Origin of the sequence: Oceaniglobus trochenteri (assembly GCF_020529025.1) — a bacterium.
GTDB classification, from domain to species: Bacteria; Pseudomonadota; Alphaproteobacteria; order Rhodobacterales; family Rhodobacteraceae; genus Oceaniglobus; species Oceaniglobus trochenteri.
Genome location: NZ_JACNMM010000021.1, coordinates 1 through 17,975, shown reverse-complemented (window position 1 = coordinate 17,975; position 17,975 = coordinate 1). Strand labels below are relative to the sequence as shown.

Genomic DNA, 17,975 nt, shown 5'->3' with positions numbered 1-17,975 from the left:
GATGGAACACAACCACAGCCCCCGGCGTTTCAGCTTCGGAGGTGGCGCAATGAGTGATTTTCGCAAGAAGTTCTTGACCAAACCGATCCACAAGTGGGCCAAGGGCGTTTTGCCCGCCCTGTCGCAGACCGAAAGCGAGGCCCTGACCGCCGGCGAGGTCTGGTGGGAGGCCGAGCTTTTCTCGGGCAATCCCGACTGGTCGAAACTTCACGCGGTGAAGGCCCCCAAGCTGAGCGAGGAGGAACAAGCCTTCTTCGATGGCCCCTGCCAAGAGCTTTGCGGCATGATCGACGACTGGCAGATCAACCGGGAAGACGCCGATCTGCCCGCCGAGGTCTGGCAGTTCATGCGCGACAAGAAATTCTTCGGCATGATCATCCCCAAGTCCCACGGCGGGCTGGCCTTTTCCGCCTTCGCCCATTCCGAGATCGTGCGCTTCATCTCAACCCGGTCGGTCGCGGCGGCAGTGACAGTGATGGTCCCGAATTCGCTTGGGCCGGGTGAGTTGCTGCACCAGTTCGGCACCGACGAACAGAAGGATTACTGGCTGTCGCGCCTGGCGGACGGGCGCGAATTGCCCGCTTTCGGCCTGACCAGCGCCGAGGCGGGTTCGGACGCATCGGCCATGGTCGACGAGGGCGTGATCTGCAAGGGCCAGTGGCAGGGCGAAGAGGTGCTGGGCATCCGCCTGAACTGGGCCAAACGCTATATCACGCTCGCCCCTGTCTGCACTGTTCTGGGCCTGGCCTTCAAACTGCGCGATCCCGACGGGTTGCTGGGCGACACCCAAGACATCGGCATCACCTGCGCCCTTGTTCCCACCGATCTGGAAGGGGTCGAGACCGGGCGCCGCCACCTGCCCTCTTCCACCATGTTCATGAACGGTCCGACCACCGGCAAAAATGTGTTCATCCCGCTGGATCACATCATCGGCGGGCCGGAATACGCCGGGCGCGGCTGGATGATGCTAATGAGCGCGCTTGCCGCCGGGCGAGGCATCTCGCTGCCCTCCATGGGCTGTGCGGCCATCGCGCTGTCGGCCCATACCACCGGCGCCTATGCCCGCATCCGCCAGCAGTTCAACCTGCCCATCGGCAAGTTCGGCGGCGTGCAGGCGCGCATGGGCCGTCTGGCCGCCGATGCCTATGCCATGGATGCCGCCCGCCACCTCACCTGTGCCGGGCTGGACGAGGGGCGCGCGCTTTCGGTGATTTCCGCAATCATGAAGGCCCACGCCACCTTCCGCATGCGCGAGGCCCTGAACGACGCGATGGACGTGCATTCGGGCAAGGCGGTGATCGACGGTCCGTCCAACTATCTTCTGCCGCTTTACCGCGCGGTGCCCATCGGCATCACGGTCGAGGGCGCGAACATTGTCACCCGCAGCCTGATCATCTTCGGCCAGGGATCGATCCGCGCGCATCCCCACATGCTCGACAACATGCTGGCCTTGCAGGAGGAAGACCCCGAAAAGTCGCTTGAGAAGTTCGACAAAAGCTTCTGGGCCCACGTCGGCCATTCCACCCGCACGCTGTTCCGGTCCTGGGGCCGGGCGCTGACGGGCGGGCGGTTTGCCCCGGCGCCCGATGCCGGCAAGGCCACGCCGATCTACCGCGAATTGTCGCGCTGGTCGGCGGCCTATGCCCTGACCGCCGATTTCGCCTTCCTGACCCTGGGCGGTGCGCTGAAGCGCAAGGAAATGCTGTCGGGCCGGATGGGCGACATCCTGTCGGAAATGTACATCCTGTCGGCGGCCTTGAAACGCTGGGAGGACGAGGGACGGCAAGAGGCCGATCTGCCGGTCCTGCAATATGCCGCCGACGATGCCTTCAAGCGCATCCAGACCGCGCTGGACGAGGTGATCGTGAACCTGCCCGCACGCTGGGCCGCAGTGGTGCTGCGCATCTTCACCCTGCCCGGCAAATCGCGGCGCGGCCCCGATGACCGGCTGGTCGAGGCCTGCAGCGACCTGATCTATGAACCCTCGGCCACCCGCGACCGGATCACCGGCCGCGTCTTTGAAGGCTGCCACCGCGACGGGGTGCAGGTGCTGAACGCCTGTTTCGCCAAGGTGGTCGAGATGGCGCCGGTCATGAAACGCCTGCGCCACGCCGGCAAGACCCCGCAAGAGGCGCTGGACGCCGGGATCGTCAGCCAGGCCGAACTGGACAGCATCGAAGAGATGAACGCCCTGGTGTCCAAGGTCGTCGCCGTTGACGATTACACGCCCGAAGACCTTGCCCGCCTCTTTCCCGCCAAGGACGCACCGCAACACCAGCCCCGCGAGGCCGCAGAATGACCCAGACCAACGGACAGCGCGTTTTCCTTGTCGATGGCGCGCGTACCCCCTTCATCAAGGCCCGCAGCGGCCCCGGCCCCTTCACGCCGGTCGATCTGGCCGTGCAATGCGGCCGCCCCCTTCTGGCCCGGCAGGGGTTCGACAGCGCGGCACTCGACCTTGTGATCCTCGGCTGCGTCAATGTCATCGCGGACGAGATGAACCCCGCGCGGGTGGCCGCCCTGCGCCTTGGGCTGGGCGCGCAGATGGTGGCCTTCACCATGCAGATCAACTGTGGTTCGGGAATGCAGAGCATCGACACCGCCTATCGCTATATCCGCGACGGCAGCCACCAGATGATCCTGGCGGGCGGAGCCGAGGCGCTAAGCCATGCACCCCTGACCCTGCGCCAGTCGGCTGTCGAATGGTTCGGCCAGATGTATGCCGCCAAGGGGCCGCTTGATCAGGCCCGGGCCATGTCGGGCCTGCGCCCCGAATTTTTCAAGCCCATCGTCGGGCTGGAACGCGGGTTGACCGATCCGATCACCGAACTGAACATGGGCCAGACCGCCGAGGTTCTGGCGCATCGTTTCGGGATCAGCCGCGAAACCGCCGATCTTTACGCGATTCAAAGCCATCACCGCCTGGCCGCCGCGCAAAAGGAAGGCCGGTTGCAGGATGAGATCATGCCCGCCTTCGACCGCGACGGCACGGTATACGATCACGACGACGGCCTGCGCCCCGACAGCGATATCCCCAGCCTCGCCAAGCTGAAGCCGGTGTTCGAAAAACCCCACGGCAAGGTGACGGCGGGCAATTCCAGCCAGATCACCGATGGCGCAAGCTGGGTCATCCTGGCCTCGGAAAAGGCGGTCGAGGCGCACGGGCTGGAGCCGCTGGCCGAGATCACCGACAGCGAATGGGCCGCGCTGGACCCCGAGATCATGGGGCTGGGCCCGGTGCTGGCCGCCACCCCCATCGCCCAGCGCCACGATCTGTCCCTCGACGATATCGACCTGTGGGAGCTGAACGAGGCCTTCGCGGCGCAGGTCCTGTCCTGCCTTGCTGCTTGGGGCGACGACTCCTTCTGCCGCGAGGTTCTGGGATACGATGCCGCCTTCGGTCATATCGACCGTGACCGGCTGAACGTGGACGGCGGGGCGATTTCGCTGGGCCACCCGGTCGGCACCAGCGGCAACCGCATCGTGCTGCACCTGGCCAATGCCATGCGGGCGCGCGGCGCGAAACGCGGCATCGCCACCGAATGCATCGGTGGCGGTCTGGGCGGCGCAATGATGCTGGAGGCTATGTGATGACGGGTCATGTTCTGAATTTCCTGGGCGAAACCAAGCTGGAACTTGGGGCCGCGCAAGACAGGTCGGGCAACTGGCGCACGGGCCGTGACGATGCGGGCATCCTGTGGCTGGCGCTGGACAAGGTAGGCACCGGCACCAACACGATATCCGAGCCCGTGATCCGCGAGCTTGAGGCGCATGTCGCCGCCGCCGAGGCCGATCTGCCCACCGCCCTTGTCATCCGTTCGGCCAAGACCGGCGGCTTTGCCGCAGGGGCCGACATCGGCGCGCTCGGTGACATGGCGGGCAGCGACGGCGCGGGCCTTCTGCAACAGGGCCACGACGTTCTGGATCGGATCGAGAAGCTGCGCTGTCCCACGATCTGCGTCGTGCATGGCGCGGCGCTTGGCGCGGGGTTCGAACTGGCGCTGGCCTGCGATTTCCGGATCGCGGTGAAGGGCGCCTCCTTCGGCTTTCCCGAGGTTCTGCTTGGCCTGCACCCCGGCCTTGGCGGCACCTTCCGCCTGCCCGCCCTGATCGACCCCGTCGAAGCGATGACCATGATGCTGAGCGGCAAGACGGCCCACACCAAGCGGGCAAAGTCGCTGGGAATTGCGGATGAGGTCGTCGAGGAACGCCATGTCGCCGCGGCCGTCAGTGCCGCCGCCAAGGGCGGACTTGAAAAGCAGGAACAGGGGCTGAAGGCCCGGGCCTTCCAGTTCGAGCCGGCGCGCAGCCTTGCAGCGCGGCAGATGCGCAGCCAGACCGAGAAGAAGGCGCCGATCCGCCATTATCCCGCCCCCCACGCCCTGATCGACCTTTGGGAAGATCACGGCGACGACCGTGCGGCGATGCAGAAGGGCGAGATCGAATCCTTCACCGGGCTGTTGAAGACCGACACGTCCAAGAACCTGCGGCGCGTCTTCTTCCTGCGCCAGCAGTTGCGCGATGCCGGGCGGGGCGACGACGGCATTGCCCATCTGCATGTCATCGGCGCCGGTGCCATGGGCGCCGAGATTGCCGCCGTGGCGGCGATCAGGGGCAAGCGCGTGACACTGGGCGACGTCAAGAACGATCCGCTGGGCCGCGCCATGAAACGCACGGCCGAGATCTGCGAGAAGCAACACCTCAGCTGCACCGAAACCCGCGATGCGCTGGACCGGCTGATGCCCGATCCGCGCGGCTATGGCCTGGGTCTGGCCGACCTGGTGATCGAGGCCGCGCCCGAAGACATGGATCTGAAAGAGAAGATATACGGCGGCCTGAAGGGGCGGTTGAAAGAGGGCGCGATCCTGGCCAGCAACACCTCAAGCCTTTCGGTCGATGCGCTGGCCGGCCATGCCCCCGACAAGGCCCGGTTTGCGGGGCTTCATTTCTTCAACCCGGTGTCCAGGGTCGATCTGGTCGAGGTGATCCGCGGGGCCGAAACCGACGACAAGACAGCCGACCGCCTGGCCGCCTTCTGCGGGGCCATCGGCAAGCTGCCTGCGCGCGTCACCGACTACCCCGGTTTCATCGTCAACCGCGCACTGATGCCCTACCTGATGGAGGCGATGGTTCTGATGGACGAAGGCGTGTCGAAGGAAACCATCGACGCCGCCGCTCTGCGCTTCGGCATGCCCATGGGGCCGATCACCCTGGCCGATCACGTTGGCCTCGACATCGCACTGCACGTTGCCGAAAGCCTGCGTGGCACGTTGGACAAACCCATGCCCGAAATCTCCGACAGCCTGCGCCGCAAGGTCGACGAAGGCGATCTGGGCAAGAAGACCGGCAAGGGTTTCTACGACTGGTCCGATGGCACGCCCCACCCCGACTCTGAAGACAAGGGGCCGAAGGATCTGACCGACCGGTTGATCCTGCCCATGCTGGATGCCTGTGTCGAGGTTCTGCGCAAGGGCATCGCCAGCGATGCCGACCAGGTGGACGGCGCGATGATCTTCGCCACCGGCTGGGCTCCTTTCCGGGGCGGGCCGATGCAATACGCCAAGGCCCGTGGCCACGACGAAATCACCCGGCGGCTGGAGCAACTGGCCAAGGACCACGGGCCGCGCTTTGCCCCCGACAAGGGCTGGTCCGATCTTGGCTGACACCCCGCAAAGGTTCACCGATGCCGATGCCATGGCGCAGGAGATCTTCGACAGGGTCGGTGGCCGGGTCCGGCTGGCCCTTCCCCTTGGGCTGGGCAAGCCTGTCACGCTGGTGAATGCCCTCACGCGGGCGGCGATGCAGGACAGGTCACTGCATCTGTCCATCTTCACCGCGCTGACCCTGCAACGCCCGAGCCCGCAAGAGGACATGGAGAAACGCTTTCTCGACCCGGCGGCGGACCGTCTGTTCGGGCAATACCCCCCACTTCTCTATGCCGACATGATTCAGGGCGATGGCCTGCCCGACAACATCGAAGTGTCCGAGTTCTTCTTTCAGGCGGGCAGCTGGCTGGGCTGCGACTATGCCCAGCGCCACTATATCTCGGCCAACTACACCCACGCCCGCGACGTGCTGATCGCGCAGCGCCCCAATGTCCTGTCGCAACTTCTGGTGCAACGGGACGACCGGTTCAGCCTGTCCTGCAACACCGACATTTCCAGCGATCTTTTCGCCTTCCGCGCCAGGGGCGAGATGGATTTCATCGCCGTGGGCGAGGTGAACGACGATCTTCCCTTCATGGGCGGCCCCGCCACCATCGGCACCGGCGAAATCGCCATGCTGCTGGACCCGCCCGAACGGTTCGATCTGTTCTCGGCGCCGCGCCGCCCGGTCAGCCACGCCCAGCACGCCATGGGGCTGCATGTGTCGCGCCTTGTGCGCGATGGCGGCACCCTTCAGATCGGGATCGGCGCCATCGGCGATGCCGTGGCGCAGGCGCTGTTGCTGCGCGATCGCGGCGCACTTGATCCTGTCTGGCAGGACGCGCCCTTTCCCCTGTCGGGCGACAACACCGCGCCCTTCGAACAGGGGCTTTATGCCGTCACCGAAATGCTGGTGGGCGGCCTTCTGGCGTTGTTCGAGTCCGGCGTGATCCGGCGCGAGGTTGACGGCGCGGCGATTCACGCCGGTTTCTTCGTGGAAGCGCGCGACATGTACGAACGCCTGCGCGCCATGCCCCCGGAACAGCGCGGCCGCATCGCGATGATGCCCGTCAGCTTCACCAACGCCCTTTACGGCGATGAAGCGGCCAAGCGCGCCGCCCGCGTGCACGCCCGGTTCGTCAACGGCGCGATGCAGGCCAGCCTTCTGGGCGATGTCATGTCGGATTCGGCCAAGCCCGGCCAGGTGGTCAGCGGCGTGGGCGGGCAGTTCAACTTCTTCGAACAGGCCTTCGCGCTGGAGGATGGCCGCGCCATCGTCACCCTGCCCGCCACGCGCGAAAGCGGCGGGGCGGTGACATCGAACGTCGTCTGGCAACTGCCGCTGACCACCGTTCCCCGTCACATGCGCGACATGGTCGTCACCGAATACGGCCTGGCCGATCTGCGCGGGCAGACCGATGAAGAGGTGATCCGCAGGATGATCTGCATCGCCGACAGCCGGTTTCAGGACAGGTTGGTGAAAGAGGCGCAGGACGCCGGAAAGCTGGCCCGCGGCTGGCGGGTGCCCGAGGCGCACCGCAACAACACGCCCGAGGCCCTGCGCGGCTGGCTGGCGGGCCATGGCGACGCCCTGCCCGATTTTCCCTTCGGCACCGATTTCACCGAGATCGAAAAGCTGCTGTTGCCCGCCCTGTCGCGGCTGGGCAATGCCGCCGCATCGAAACGGGCGCTGGTGGCGCTGGTCTGGGCCGGGTTCACCGCCCCTGCCCACCCTAACGAGGGCGCGGCCATGGCGCGGATGGGGTTCGACGAACGGCCCTCGCTGGGTGAACCGCTTCAGGCGCGCGCCCTGCGCGGGGCGCTGCGCCGCAGTTGATCGGCCCGCCTGAGGCGGCCCCCTCAGAAACGGAAATCGCCCAGGCGGACGCGGAAACTGGCGCTTTCGTCGTCAAAAAGGTCGGCGGTTGAATCGATGCGGGCATAGCCCAGCTCAAAGGTCACCCCCGGCCGGGCCTGCCAGGACAGGGTCAGCCCCAGCGACCGGTCCTCGCGCGCCAGCCCCAGGAATTGCCCGCCGTTCGACACCGAATGCCAGAGGCCGATGGACACGGGGCGCGCCCCCGCCATCCAGCGCAGGTCAAGGCTGGCGCGGTGATCCAGCACCGTCTGCCCCTCGACCGGCGCCCCGAGGGTCAGCGACATTTCCGTAACGGCATGGGTCCAGACGGTGGCAAGCGACAGCGTTGCCGTGGCCTGATCGTAGGTATCGGCATGGGTCTGCGCCAGTTCGCCACGCAATTCGTGATACCCGACCGGGGTTTCGAACAGGGTTGAAAGGGCCAGGCTGGCCCGGCCCAGGTTGGCCGAGGACAGGCTGCGCGCGTTCGCAGCGCCCAGCAGGCAGCCATCAAGAAAGACCCAGCGCACCAGGTTATTGCGCGAACAAAGCTGCACGGCCCCCCGGTGAAACCCCAGGTCTTCGGTCGGGGCCCAGCCCAGCGCGCCTTCGCCCATGATCTCGACAAGGCGCCCGGTGCCCCAGGCCAGACGGGCCGCGCCGCTTGCCTCGATTCCCAGCACGACACCGGGCAGGGCGCGCAGGGCCGGATCGGCGGTGAAGACGTAATCGCCGAAGGTGAAACTGTCCTGCGCCAGCCCGCCGTTCACGTTGCTTTCGTAGGCGATCAGGGGGGCGGCGCGGAAATCGCGCCAGACAAGGCGCGGGGTGGCGCCATCGTGATAGAACCCCTGCCGTTCAAGGGCGCCGCGCATGGCCCCCACCACGCTGCGCGGCGCGGGGCCGGTTTCAAGCCATTTGCCCCAGGCGAAGGTGCGCAACCGTTCCGAGGCCGCAAGCGCGGCCGTCTGGCCCAGCGCCACGGCCCGGCCCGCCGCCGGATCGGCTTGGGTGGGGGCGGCGCAGAGGGCCGCAATGGCCAGGCAAAGCGCCGCCCCCGCGCAATTACGGAAGCGCATTCGGGTCGACCCCGGCAAAGGCCCCGTCGATGGTGACGGTGGCGCCCTGATCGGTTCCCGTTGCGGTATAGAGGCCCGAACCGCTCAGCCCGTGAATGCTGTTGGAAAAGCCGGGATCGCCGCCGATATTGCCTCGCAGGCTGCCGTCGATGGCATAGACCAGCGGCCCGTCGGGATCGTGGATCGCCACCGTGATCGCGCCGCCGAAGGCGCCGTTCCGTATATTGAACGGCAGGCCGGTGCCAACGACCTCGGTGCGGACCTGGGATGTGCCCGCCACGCCGGTGCGCAGCTGGATGTCGGCCATCCCGGTATCGAAATCCAGCACCAGGTCGACAAGGCCGCGACTGTCGCTGCCCGAAAGGACGGGGCCATCGTCGATCGTCACCCAAGAAAAGTTGTCGCCCCGAAGGAAATATCGCCCCGTGGTGCCCGGCACCTGCGCCAGTGGCGCCTGGTCGGCGGTCAGGCGCAACACCCGCGTCACGGTTTCAGTCGGCCCGCTGCCATCGACCTGGGCGATGACCTCGATGCTGACATCGTCGGAATATGTCGCCTCGTTCAGAGCGATCAGGCTGCGATAGCCGGCGGGCGACTGCGGGTCGGCATCTTCGAACTGGGCAAGGATGGCGGCATCCTGCGGGCCCGACAGGTCGGAACGGACACGATTCGCCCCGTTATGGGCAGTGACATAGGTTTCGAAGGCCGGATCGTCGGGCACTGTCGCCCCTGGAGGCAGTTTGGAACCGCCCGAACAAGCAACGACAAGAAAAAGAATGGCGAATAAGCCGCAAGTTCGATGAGGTGTCATGGAGTTTCCGCAAGATGAGGGTTCGACCCGATTCGGCCAGGGTCACCCCCTTGGGCCATCCGGGCGGGAACAATGGCGAGACTTCGGGACGATCCTCCTTGAACCGAGAACAATTCAGGGTGTCGCATCCGGCATTTCCTTTCATTTTCCCATAGGGCCGCAAGGGCCCTGCAGGGATTGGCGACGCCCCGAACCCTTTCAAAGCGTTGCAAGCACGGGACCGCACCAATAAGTTGCGCATTAGTCCTTAACTCAACTTAAACGTGCACGCCAATCTCATTCCACTTTGCCCCCTGCCTTATGAAGGCTAAATAAATGGGCACACAGAAACCTCGACCTGCAAGGTAAGCACTGCATATGACTGATCGGACAACAGCAGTTCTGGCGCCCCTCCGCCCTGTCGGCGTGGCAGGGCTGCATGGCCTTTCGGCCCGGGGGAACGGGTACGAGGTTCCATTTGCCCGATAGTCGCGCCAGGACCGTGCCCTGCCCCGATGGTGGGCCGCGAAGGATCAAACCGCGCCTGCTGTGGGCGGCCTGCCTTCTGCTTGCCGGTTGCGGTGCCAGAATCATGCTGCCCGGCGAACTGGAAACGGCCATGGCGCAGACTCCCTTCGGCCCCCAGCGGCTGGACAGTGCCTGGATTTCGGTTCCGCAGACGGAGATGGTGCTGGAACGCAGCGTCGGCCCCTATGCCGAACAGCGGCTCTTGCTGGTGAACACGACATCCGTGCGCGGCGACAACGTGGTATACCTGAGGGCGCATGGCGGCGACCTGGCCTTCAATGGCCGGTTTCAACCGGTCAAGCTGATCGGGGATCTTGGTGTCGACATCCATCCTTTCACGGCAGTCGACGATCTCAACATCCAGAGCGAAGAGGACGACCTGGGCATCCTGAACTGGGCCGAATGGACCAACAACGCCGGGCTGACCTGCATTCTGGCCCTGCGCCGTCTGGACAGCGCCAGCCGGGTTCTGCCTGCCAACCGTACCATCATGGACATGGTCGTGCGCAACTGCGTGCGCGGCACCGCCCAGCAGGCCCTGACCCCGGCGCGCCCGACCCAGGCCGGTTTTGCCGCCAGGGTGAAACGGCCTGGTGGCGCGCCTGAGATGCTTTCGCCGCTTGCGGGCCCGTTGCCATGAAGGGCAAGGGGATCATCCCGCGCCTCGGGACGCCGGTGATGGTGATCCTGTGGCTGATGCTGCTGGCGCCGATCCTTTTCCTTGCCTCAGTGCCGACGTCGATCGCGGTTCAAGGGCTCTTGTCGCTGGTGACGCTGGGCCTTCTGCTGATCCTCAAGCCCTTCGTGCCCATCAGCCTGCCCCTGCGGTTCAGCATGCTTGCCATCGCGGGCTTTTTCACCCTGCGGTATTGGCTGTGGCGGCTGACGGAGACCCTGCCCTCGCCGGAAGAACCGATTTCCCTTGCCGCCGCGCTGGTGCTTTTCGGGGCCGAGACCTTTACCGTCGGCCTGTTCTTCCTGACGGCCCTGGTCACCGCCGACCCGACCGAGCCAAAGCCCCCCGCCCGCCTTCGCCTGAAGGATGCGCCGACCGTCGATATCCTGGTCCCGTCCTACAACGAACCCGATGAGTTGCTGGCCGTCACCCTGGCGGCGGCAAAGCAGATCAACTATCCCAAGGACAAGGTGACGGTGGTTCTGTGCGACGATGGCGGCACGGATCAGCGGTGCAACCACTCCAACCCCGATATCGCCCGCGAATCCAAGGCGCGCCGCGTGCGCCTTCAGGCGCTGTGCCGCGAACTGGATGTCGTCTATTCCACCCGTGCACGCAACGAAAGCGCCAAGGCGGGCAACCTGAATTCGGCGATGAAGAACCTGAACGGCGAGCTGTTCCTGGTTCTGGACGCCGACCATGTGCCCAGCCGCGATTTCCTGGCGCGCACCGTCGGGTATTTCGTCGACAACCCGCGCCTGTTTCTTGTCCAGACGCCGCACTTCTTCATCAACCGCGACCCGATCGAACGCAATCTGGCCCTGCCCGAGACCTGCCCCTCGGAGAACGAGATGTTCTATACCACCATCCACCGGGGGCTTGACCGGCTGGGCGGTGCGTTCTTCTGCGGCTCGGCCGCCCTGCTGCGCCGCCGCGCGGTTGACGAGGTGGGCGGCATCTCGGGCGAGACAATCACCGAGGACGCGGAAACCGCTCTCGACATCCATTCGCGCGGCTGGGAAAGCATGTATCTTGACCAGGCGATGATCGGCGGGCTTCAGCCCGAGACCTTCGCCTCGTTCATCCAGCAGCGCGGACGCTGGGCCACGGGCATGATCCAGATGCTGATCCTCAAGAACCCGCTGTTCCGCTCGGGCCTCTCGATGACGCAGCGGCTCTGCTATCTGAACTCGATGAGCTTCTGGCTGTTTCCGCTGATCCGCATGACCTTCCTGCTCAGCCCGCTGTTCTACATGTTCTTCGGGCTTGAGATCTTCGTCGTCTCCTCGACCGAGGTGCTGGTCTATATCCTGCCCTACCTGCTGATCGGGTTCCTGATCCAGAATTCGCTGTTTTCCAACGTCAGGTGGCCACAGATATCCGAGGTCTATGAAATCGCGCAGACGCCCTACCTTCTGCGCGCGATCATCGGCACGGTGCTGCGCCCGCGCGCGGCCTCGTTCAAGGTGACGGTGAAGGAGGAAGAGCTGGACCATGCCTTCCTCTCGCCGATCTTCCTGCCGCTGCTGGGCCTTGCGCTGCTTATGCTGGCCGGGCTGATTGCCGGGGCCTACCGCTGGGTCGCCTTTCCCGGTGACAGGACGGTCGTTCTGCTGGTGGGGGGGTGGAATCTCTACAACTTCGTGCTGACGTCCTATGCGCTGCGCTCGGTCTTTGAACGCCCCTGGCGCCTTGTGAAACCGCGCACTGCCGTTTCCGTGCCGGCAACGCTGAACGTCGACACCGGCGACGCGCGCACCAGGCCGCTGAGCGCGACCATCGTTTCGGCGGGGTCGAAATCCATGGTGCTCAGCCTTGAGGGCGACACCCGCGATTCCGACGGCAAGGTCGTGCTGAACGATACCAGCATCGGCAACGCGATCGAAATCTGCCCATCGCTGCCCAATGCGCCGGACATGGAACGCCCCCTGCCCGCCACCGTGTCGTCGGTGAAAAGCGGGATCGACGGAATGACGCTGACGGTCGACATCACGCGCAAGAACATGATCCCCGCCAGCCGCCTTGCCGCCTATGTCACCTATGGCGACAGCAGCCGCTGGACCTATTTCCGCAAGGGCCGGACCAAGCGGCGCGGGCTTGTGGCGGGGCTGGCCTTTGTCCTGCACCGGGGCATCCTGTCGATGCCGCGCAACATCTTCGACCTGCTGAGCGAACCCGCCCGCCGCAAGGCCGAGTTGCAAATGGATACCGATCTGCCGATCCGCGAATCCTCGAACGTTGTTCCGGTGCGCGAACAGCCCGCCGACCCGGCCGCGAAGACCTCGGACGACGAGGAAGGGTATCTCGAGGTCGGGAGTTAGATCGAATGTCGCGTTTGACCCGCCTCCTGATTGCCGCACTGCTTGCCTTTCCCGTTCTGTCGGGCGGGGTTGAGGCCCAGCAGATCATCCTGGAAGGGCTTGAGGAACCGGCCGAGCCGGACCGCGACCGTTCGGGCGTGCCCGAGCAGCCGGAAAAACCGCGGGTGATGCATGGCAAGGGGGCCGACGATCAACCCGCCGCCGCCATACAACCCACAACCACGATGATGCCGCTCAGGCCCATGCGCGCGCAGGTCGGATCATCCGGTCACTTTCGCCTTCAGGGCCAGTACGCCAAGGCCGAGTTCCTGTTGTTCCTGCCGCGCGATCCGGGCGCGACGACATTCCAGCTGAAGACGCAAAGCGCGATCAACGTCCTGCCCGATCAATCCTCGATCGAGGTTTTCGTCAACGGCACCTCGGTGGGCCGGATCCAGCCCGGCAATTTCGACCGGGAAGGTGTGGATGAGCTTGAGGTGCCTGCCGGTCTGTTCCGCGCCGGGCGCAACCGCGTTTCGCTGGTGGCGCGTCAGGTTCACCGGGTCTTCTGCGGGCCTGAAGCCTCATTCAGTCTCTGGACCGACATCACCCTGATCGACAGCGGCGTCCTTGTGCCCACCACCGACCTGACGCCCGACCCTCTTGGGTTTCTCGCGGCGACGGGGGCGCAACTGGCGCGGGGCGAACCCTTCTCGATCCGCATCTCGGGCGCCGAATTCTCGCTTGGCGATGCCGCCTCGATCATCGCGCGGGTCGAGGACATCTTTGGCGGCACCCCCCCGAAAATCGACTTCGAGGATTACTATGCCGTGTCCCCCACCCCGCCCCAACTGGCGCGGGTGACGGCGCTGCCCCCCGACCAGCTTTTGCCGGACGGGCCCGAATTTCACCGGGGCGGCGATGGCGCGATCGTCCTGCTGACCAACAGCGGCAAATATGCCGAGGTCGGGCGGCTGTTGTTCGGCGCCATGAAAGACACCCTACCCAGCGAATTCACGCCCCTGCTGACGCCGGGACAACGCACCGCCCTGGCCGACATTGGCTCGCCGACCATCGAAGGCTACGGGCGCTATTTCCGCGCGCCGGTGTCGTTCCGCCTGCCGCGAGACTGGCTTCTGCTCGCCTCGCAGGAGGCCGCGCTGGAACTCGATTATCAGTTCGATCACCAGTTGCCCGAGGGTTCGCTGCTGCTGGTCAAGATCAACAACACCACCGTCCGGCTGCTGCCGCTGGACGATGCTGAAAGGGCCGGTCGCCCCCTCAGAACGCTGCGCATTCCCTTCGCCGCCAATCTTCTTCAGCCGGGGGTGAACCGCCTTACCTTTGAATCGCTGGTGCCCGGCGATCCGCCCGACCAGGCCTGTGCGCTCAGGACGGCGCCGATCTTCCAGGTTTCGGGAACCAGTGCGCTTTTCGTTCCCGGCTCTCCCAGCATGACGCTGCCGGGGATCGACGCCGTGCTGGGCGTGATCGGGCCCGGTTCGATCCGGATGAGCGAGGCTGCCCGCTCCTCGATCCCGCTGGGGCTGCTGCCTCAGCTGGCGGCCGTCTATGCCAATGACCCACCGCCCGACATGGCCGCACTCGACAGATCGGGCTACGAATTGAAGGTGGGCGTTGCCGCAGATCTCTCGACGCTTAGCGGCGATGTGGTGGATGGCAATACTGCGGCCCTGCAATCGGTCCTGTTGAACACGATCCAGGAAAAGCCCGAGGAGGTGGACCCCTGGAAGAGTGTCGATGGCGGCCCCTGGTGGCGCGCCTTCTACGACCTGGGCGAGGCAAGCTCGCTGCCCTCGCGCCTCTTCGACAGGCTGGTCACGATGTGGCACGGCCCCGAGATCGACCTGCCAACATGGCTGGCCGGACATGCGGCCGAGGCAATGCTGATTCAGCCCGACATGGCCAATCCCGAAAAGACCTGGCTGTTCCTGCGCTCACGGGCCGATCCCGCGCGCATCATCGCCTCGCTTGCCGCGACCCACCAGGAATTCGAAGGCCCCCATGGGCAGGTGTCGCTCTATTCCTCGGAAAACGGCTGGGTCAGTTGGAATTCCCCCAACCGGCCCCTGTCGCTGAACGAATCCCTGACCCTGGGCAACATGCGGGCCGTCGTCGGGAATTACGTCACGATAACTCCGGCCAGATACATCGTTCCGCTGTTCTTATTAATTCTCTGTTCTGCAATTGTCGCTATCGGAATTGCCATCCTGACGAGGCGGAAAAGATGATGAAGCGGCGTGAATTCCTGACGGGCCTCGGCACCTGCGCCGGGATGGCAGCCCTGCCCGGGCTGCCTGCTCTGGCGCAGGAAGCCGACCTGGAAATCAACCTTCAGGATGTCTGGGCCGCCTGGCAGAAGGCGCATCTCGATTCCTCGGGCCGCGTGATCGACCGCATCCAGCAGAACGCCAGCCATTCCGAAGGCCAAGCCTATGGCATGTTCCTTGCCGCAACGGTGGGCGACCGGCGTACCTTCGACCGGATCGAAACCTGGACGAAGGTCAACCTTGCCATCCGCCCCGACAACCTTCTGGCCTGGCGCTGGCTGCCCGACGCGCCCGAACGGGTGCCCGACACCAACAATGCCAGCGACGGCGACCTGTTCCGCGCCTGGGCGCTTCTCAAGGCCTCGCGCAAGTTCTCGGTGCCCGAGTATCGCGATCTGGCGCAACGCATCGCCACCGACCTTGTGGACAGCTGTATCGTCGAAATCCCCGGCGCGGGCGGCATGCCCCTGATGTTGCCGGCGGCCCATGGCTTTCACACCGAAACGGGCTTCATCGTGAACCCCTGCTATTCGATGCCGCTGGCCATGACCGAACTGGCGACGGCCTTCGATCTGCCCGACCTTGCCCGCGCGGCGCGCGGTGCGGTCGACCTGCAAAGCAAACTGGCACGCGGCGGCGTGGTGCCCGATTGGGTGGCGGTGAACGGCGGCGACATCAGCGCGGCGCCCGATTTTTCGTTCAATGCAGGATACGAGGCGATGCGCATCCCCCTGTTCCTGATCTGGTCGGGCCTGAAGGCGCATCCCGCCGTGTTGCGCTATGCCGAAGCACAGGCCCGCGCGCCCGAAGGCAGCGCCGCCACCGTCATCGACCGCCAGAGTGGCGAGATCATCGAAACCAGCGGACAGGCCGGATACAAGGCCGTCGCGGCACTTTCCATCTGTACCGCACAGAACCATGTCGGCTCTGCCCTGCCGCCTTTCGTTCCCGAAGATCCCTATTATCCAGCAACCCTTCAGGTGATGGCCATGATCGCACAAGCCCAAAGCGCCCCGATGTGCTTCCCGCTATGAGGCACCGTCTGAAAATCCTCGCGGCCTGCCTGCTGTTTCAGGCGCTCGGCACCCTCGCCGCATCGGCCCAGACCCCCACAGAAAGCGATCTGCTCGCCCTTCGATTCTACATGGCCGAGGGGAATGAGCAGGCCGTCGAATCCGAGCTTCGCCGCCTGCAACTGCAATACCCCGACTGGACCCCCACCGAAGACCTGACCGAAGTTGCGCGCGATGTGCCCGCCGATACCATCGACAGGCTGTACCGCATGATCGAAGCGGGCGATTACAACGGCGTGCGCACATTGATCGACAGCACGCGCCAGTCCTTTCCCGATTGGTCGCCAAGCGAGGAACTGCTCCAAACCCTAGCCGTCGCCGAGGCGCAGACCCGCTTCACCACCGCCGTCGAAACGGCAGATGCCGATGCAGCCATCCGCATCGCCCGGGGCAACCCGGCCCTTCTGCGCTGCGAGAGGGTGAACAACGCCTGGCTTCTGGCCGAGCAATACCAAAGCCTGGGCGAAGACAACTCGGCCCTCGCCGTCTATCGCAGCGTTCTGCGCAGTTGCGACACCACCGATGTCCTACTGGCCACATTGGAGAAATCCGCGGCCATCGCGGATGTGCCAACCCTTGCCGAGTTTGCGGGCCTTGCGCGCACCACGGCGCCGGAAGCCGCCGGTCAGATCACCACCACCGAGAACCGTCTTCGCGCCGGGATGAACGCTGCCCCCGTGGCACAACCCTTGGCAACCGAAACCGCGCCAAGCGAAGGGGTGGATGAAACCATCGATCCGACACTCGCCATGATCTCCAGCCCCAAGCCCGCCCCGCGTCCCGCCGATCTCGACACGCGGCGCCCTACGCCCGCTCCGGCCCCCGCCCGCACGGCGCCCCGGGCCTCGGGCGACAGTTCAACCCCGGCGCCGGCGTCCTCCGGCCAGGCCGCGGCAAGGGGCGACTGGCAGGGTTGCCTTGCCTCGGCAAGGGGGCAAAGCGGGGACGCGCTCTCTCAGCGCGCTTGGTGCGCCCTGAATGCCGGGCGACCAATGCAGGCGCTCAACGATTTCAAAAAGGCCACGGCCATCGGTTCCACCGCCCGCACACGCCGCGATTCCGCCTTCGGCATGGCCCTCGCCATGTTGCAGCTCGACATGGTCGATCAGGCGGCACAGGTCGCAGCCACAACCCAGTTCGACCGCAAGCAGAGATTGGACATCGAAAGCCAGATCCTGGACAAACGCGGCGTCTTCGCCTTCAATCGGGGCGACTACGCCCAGGCAATCGCATACTTCAACGAACTCGAACGCCTGACCGGCCGGATGCGCCGCGACCTGTCCCTCCTGCGCGGCTATGCCTACCTGAACTCAGGCCAACGCCCCGCCGCAGTCGCTGAATTCCGCCGCGTACACGAACAAATGGCAACCCCAGCCTCCCGCCGCGCCTTGTCCGAAGCCCTGAAATAACTGCCCCGGTTACTCGCGGGACTGACGTTTCACAGGATTTCCCTGCAACCTTGATTGGGGCCTGTCCAATCGTGAGGGCAAACGAGGATGCGAGCGATATCCACAGATTGAATAGCCCCTAGATATGTAGACGCCTTGCTTGGGAATTTTGGAAGCAAGGAGAACGACATGTCCGGAGCTAAATTCACAGACGAGTTCAAGCGCGATGCTGTCGCGCAGGTTGAGGATCGGGGCTTCCTGCAGGTCCCGGAGCTGCTTCTCGTATTGCTCGCGGATATCGAGCGGGTTGGCGCGCAGCGAGTTCTCCATGCCGCGCTTCGCTTCCT

The 17,975-nt window shown here is 65.3% G+C and carries 11 protein-coding genes; 9 read left to right on the top strand and 2 right to left on the bottom strand.

All coding sequences use genetic code 11. The features are described 5' to 3' along the window. The first annotated feature begins 49 nt into the window (after positions 1 to 49). The 4 genes from H7828_RS21900 to H7828_RS21885 are packed head-to-tail and all read left to right on the top strand — an operon-like array spanning position 50 to position 7,482. Positions 50 to 2,299, top strand: a complete 2,250-nt coding sequence (locus H7828_RS21900) for an acyl-CoA dehydrogenase (RefSeq protein WP_226783209.1) — start codon at positions 50 to 52, stop codon at positions 2,297 to 2,299. Continuing rightward, on the top strand, positions 2,296 to 3,591 hold the full coding sequence (locus H7828_RS21895) for an acetyl-CoA C-acetyltransferase (protein ID WP_226783208.1): 1,296 nt from the start codon (positions 2,296 to 2,298) through the stop codon (positions 3,589 to 3,591). The genes H7828_RS21900 and H7828_RS21895 overlap by 4 nt, the downstream gene beginning before the upstream one ends. After that, positions 3,591 to 5,663 carry a 3-hydroxyacyl-CoA dehydrogenase NAD-binding domain-containing protein gene (locus H7828_RS21890; protein WP_226783207.1) on the top strand — a complete coding sequence of 691 codons (2,073 nt, stop codon included), beginning with the start codon at positions 3,591 to 3,593 and terminating at the stop codon, positions 5,661 to 5,663. Before H7828_RS21895 ends, H7828_RS21890 begins: the two co-directional genes overlap by 1 nt. Continuing rightward, a complete protein-coding gene (locus tag H7828_RS21885; RefSeq protein ID WP_226783206.1) occupies positions 5,656 to 7,482 on the top strand; it encodes an acetyl-CoA hydrolase/transferase C-terminal domain-containing protein in 1,827 nt (608 codons plus the stop codon). The genes H7828_RS21890 and H7828_RS21885 overlap by 8 nt, the downstream gene beginning before the upstream one ends. Positions 7,483 to 7,505: 23 nt before the next feature. Here H7828_RS21885 and H7828_RS21880 read toward each other — a convergent pair whose 3' ends face one another. Beyond that, positions 7,506 to 8,582 carry a hypothetical protein gene (locus tag H7828_RS21880; RefSeq protein WP_226783205.1) on the bottom strand — a complete coding sequence of 359 codons (1,077 nt, stop codon included), beginning with the start codon at positions 8,580 to 8,582 and terminating at the stop codon, positions 7,506 to 7,508. Beyond that, a complete protein-coding gene (locus H7828_RS21875) occupies positions 8,569 to 9,303 on the bottom strand; it encodes a viral aspartic protease (protein ID WP_226783204.1) in 735 nt (244 codons plus the stop codon). Before H7828_RS21875 ends, H7828_RS21880 begins: the two co-directional genes overlap by 14 nt. Positions 9,304 to 9,964: 661 nt before the next feature. On the opposite strand from H7828_RS21875, the gene H7828_RS21870 reads away from it, so the two are divergent. Genes H7828_RS21870 through H7828_RS21850 form a run of 5 tightly spaced genes read left to right on the top strand, consistent with a single transcriptional unit; the run spans position 9,965 to position 17,649 of the window. After that, entirely contained in the window at positions 9,965 to 10,540 is a 576-nt protein-coding gene (locus H7828_RS21870) for a hypothetical protein (protein ID WP_226783203.1), read from the top strand. Then, the gene (gene bcsA, locus H7828_RS21865; protein WP_226783202.1) at positions 10,537 to 12,897 is read left to right on the top strand and encodes a UDP-forming cellulose synthase catalytic subunit; all 2,361 of its coding nucleotides are present in this window, start codon (positions 10,537 to 10,539) and stop codon (positions 12,895 to 12,897) included. The genes H7828_RS21870 and bcsA overlap by 4 nt, the downstream gene beginning before the upstream one ends. 5 nt (positions 12,898 to 12,902) lie before the next feature. Next, positions 12,903 to 15,128, top strand: a complete 2,226-nt coding sequence (locus H7828_RS21860) for a cellulose biosynthesis cyclic di-GMP-binding regulatory protein BcsB (RefSeq protein WP_226783201.1) — start codon at positions 12,903 to 12,905, stop codon at positions 15,126 to 15,128. Then, positions 15,125 to 16,201 carry a family 8 glycosyl hydrolase gene (locus tag H7828_RS21855; protein WP_226783200.1) on the top strand — a complete coding sequence of 359 codons (1,077 nt, stop codon included), beginning with the start codon at positions 15,125 to 15,127 and terminating at the stop codon, positions 16,199 to 16,201. Before H7828_RS21860 ends, H7828_RS21855 begins: the two co-directional genes overlap by 4 nt. Beyond that, entirely contained in the window at positions 16,198 to 17,649 is a 1,452-nt protein-coding gene (locus H7828_RS21850; RefSeq protein WP_226783199.1) for an outer membrane protein assembly factor BamD, read from the top strand. The genes H7828_RS21855 and H7828_RS21850 overlap by 4 nt, the downstream gene beginning before the upstream one ends. Positions 17,650 to 17,975: the final 326 nt, after the last annotated feature.

What these genes read in the sequence shown, in the direction of transcription:
- H7828_RS21850 (WP_226783199.1), top strand. Translation starts at nt 16,198, where the DNA reads ATGAGGCACCGTCTGAAAATCCTCGCGGCCTGCCTGCTGTTTCAGGCG.
- H7828_RS21855 (WP_226783200.1), top strand. Translation starts at nt 15,125, where the DNA reads ATGATGAAGCGGCGTGAATTCCTGACGGGCCTCGGCACCTGCGCCGGG.
- H7828_RS21860 (WP_226783201.1), top strand. Translation starts at nt 12,903, where the DNA reads ATGTCGCGTTTGACCCGCCTCCTGATTGCCGCACTGCTTGCCTTTCCC.
- bcsA (WP_226783202.1), top strand. Translation starts at nt 10,537, where the DNA reads ATGAAGGGCAAGGGGATCATCCCGCGCCTCGGGACGCCGGTGATGGTG.
- H7828_RS21870 (WP_226783203.1), top strand. Translation starts at nt 9,965, where the DNA reads ATGCTGCCCGGCGAACTGGAAACGGCCATGGCGCAGACTCCCTTCGGC.
- H7828_RS21900 (WP_226783209.1), top strand. Translation starts at nt 50, where the DNA reads ATGAGTGATTTTCGCAAGAAGTTCTTGACCAAACCGATCCACAAGTGG.
- H7828_RS21880 (WP_226783205.1), bottom strand. Translation starts at nt 8,582, where the DNA reads ATGCGCTTCCGTAATTGCGCGGGGGCGGCGCTTTGCCTGGCCATTGCG.
- H7828_RS21890 (WP_226783207.1), top strand. Translation starts at nt 3,591, where the DNA reads ATGACGGGTCATGTTCTGAATTTCCTGGGCGAAACCAAGCTGGAACTT.
- H7828_RS21895 (WP_226783208.1), top strand. Translation starts at nt 2,296, where the DNA reads ATGACCCAGACCAACGGACAGCGCGTTTTCCTTGTCGATGGCGCGCGT.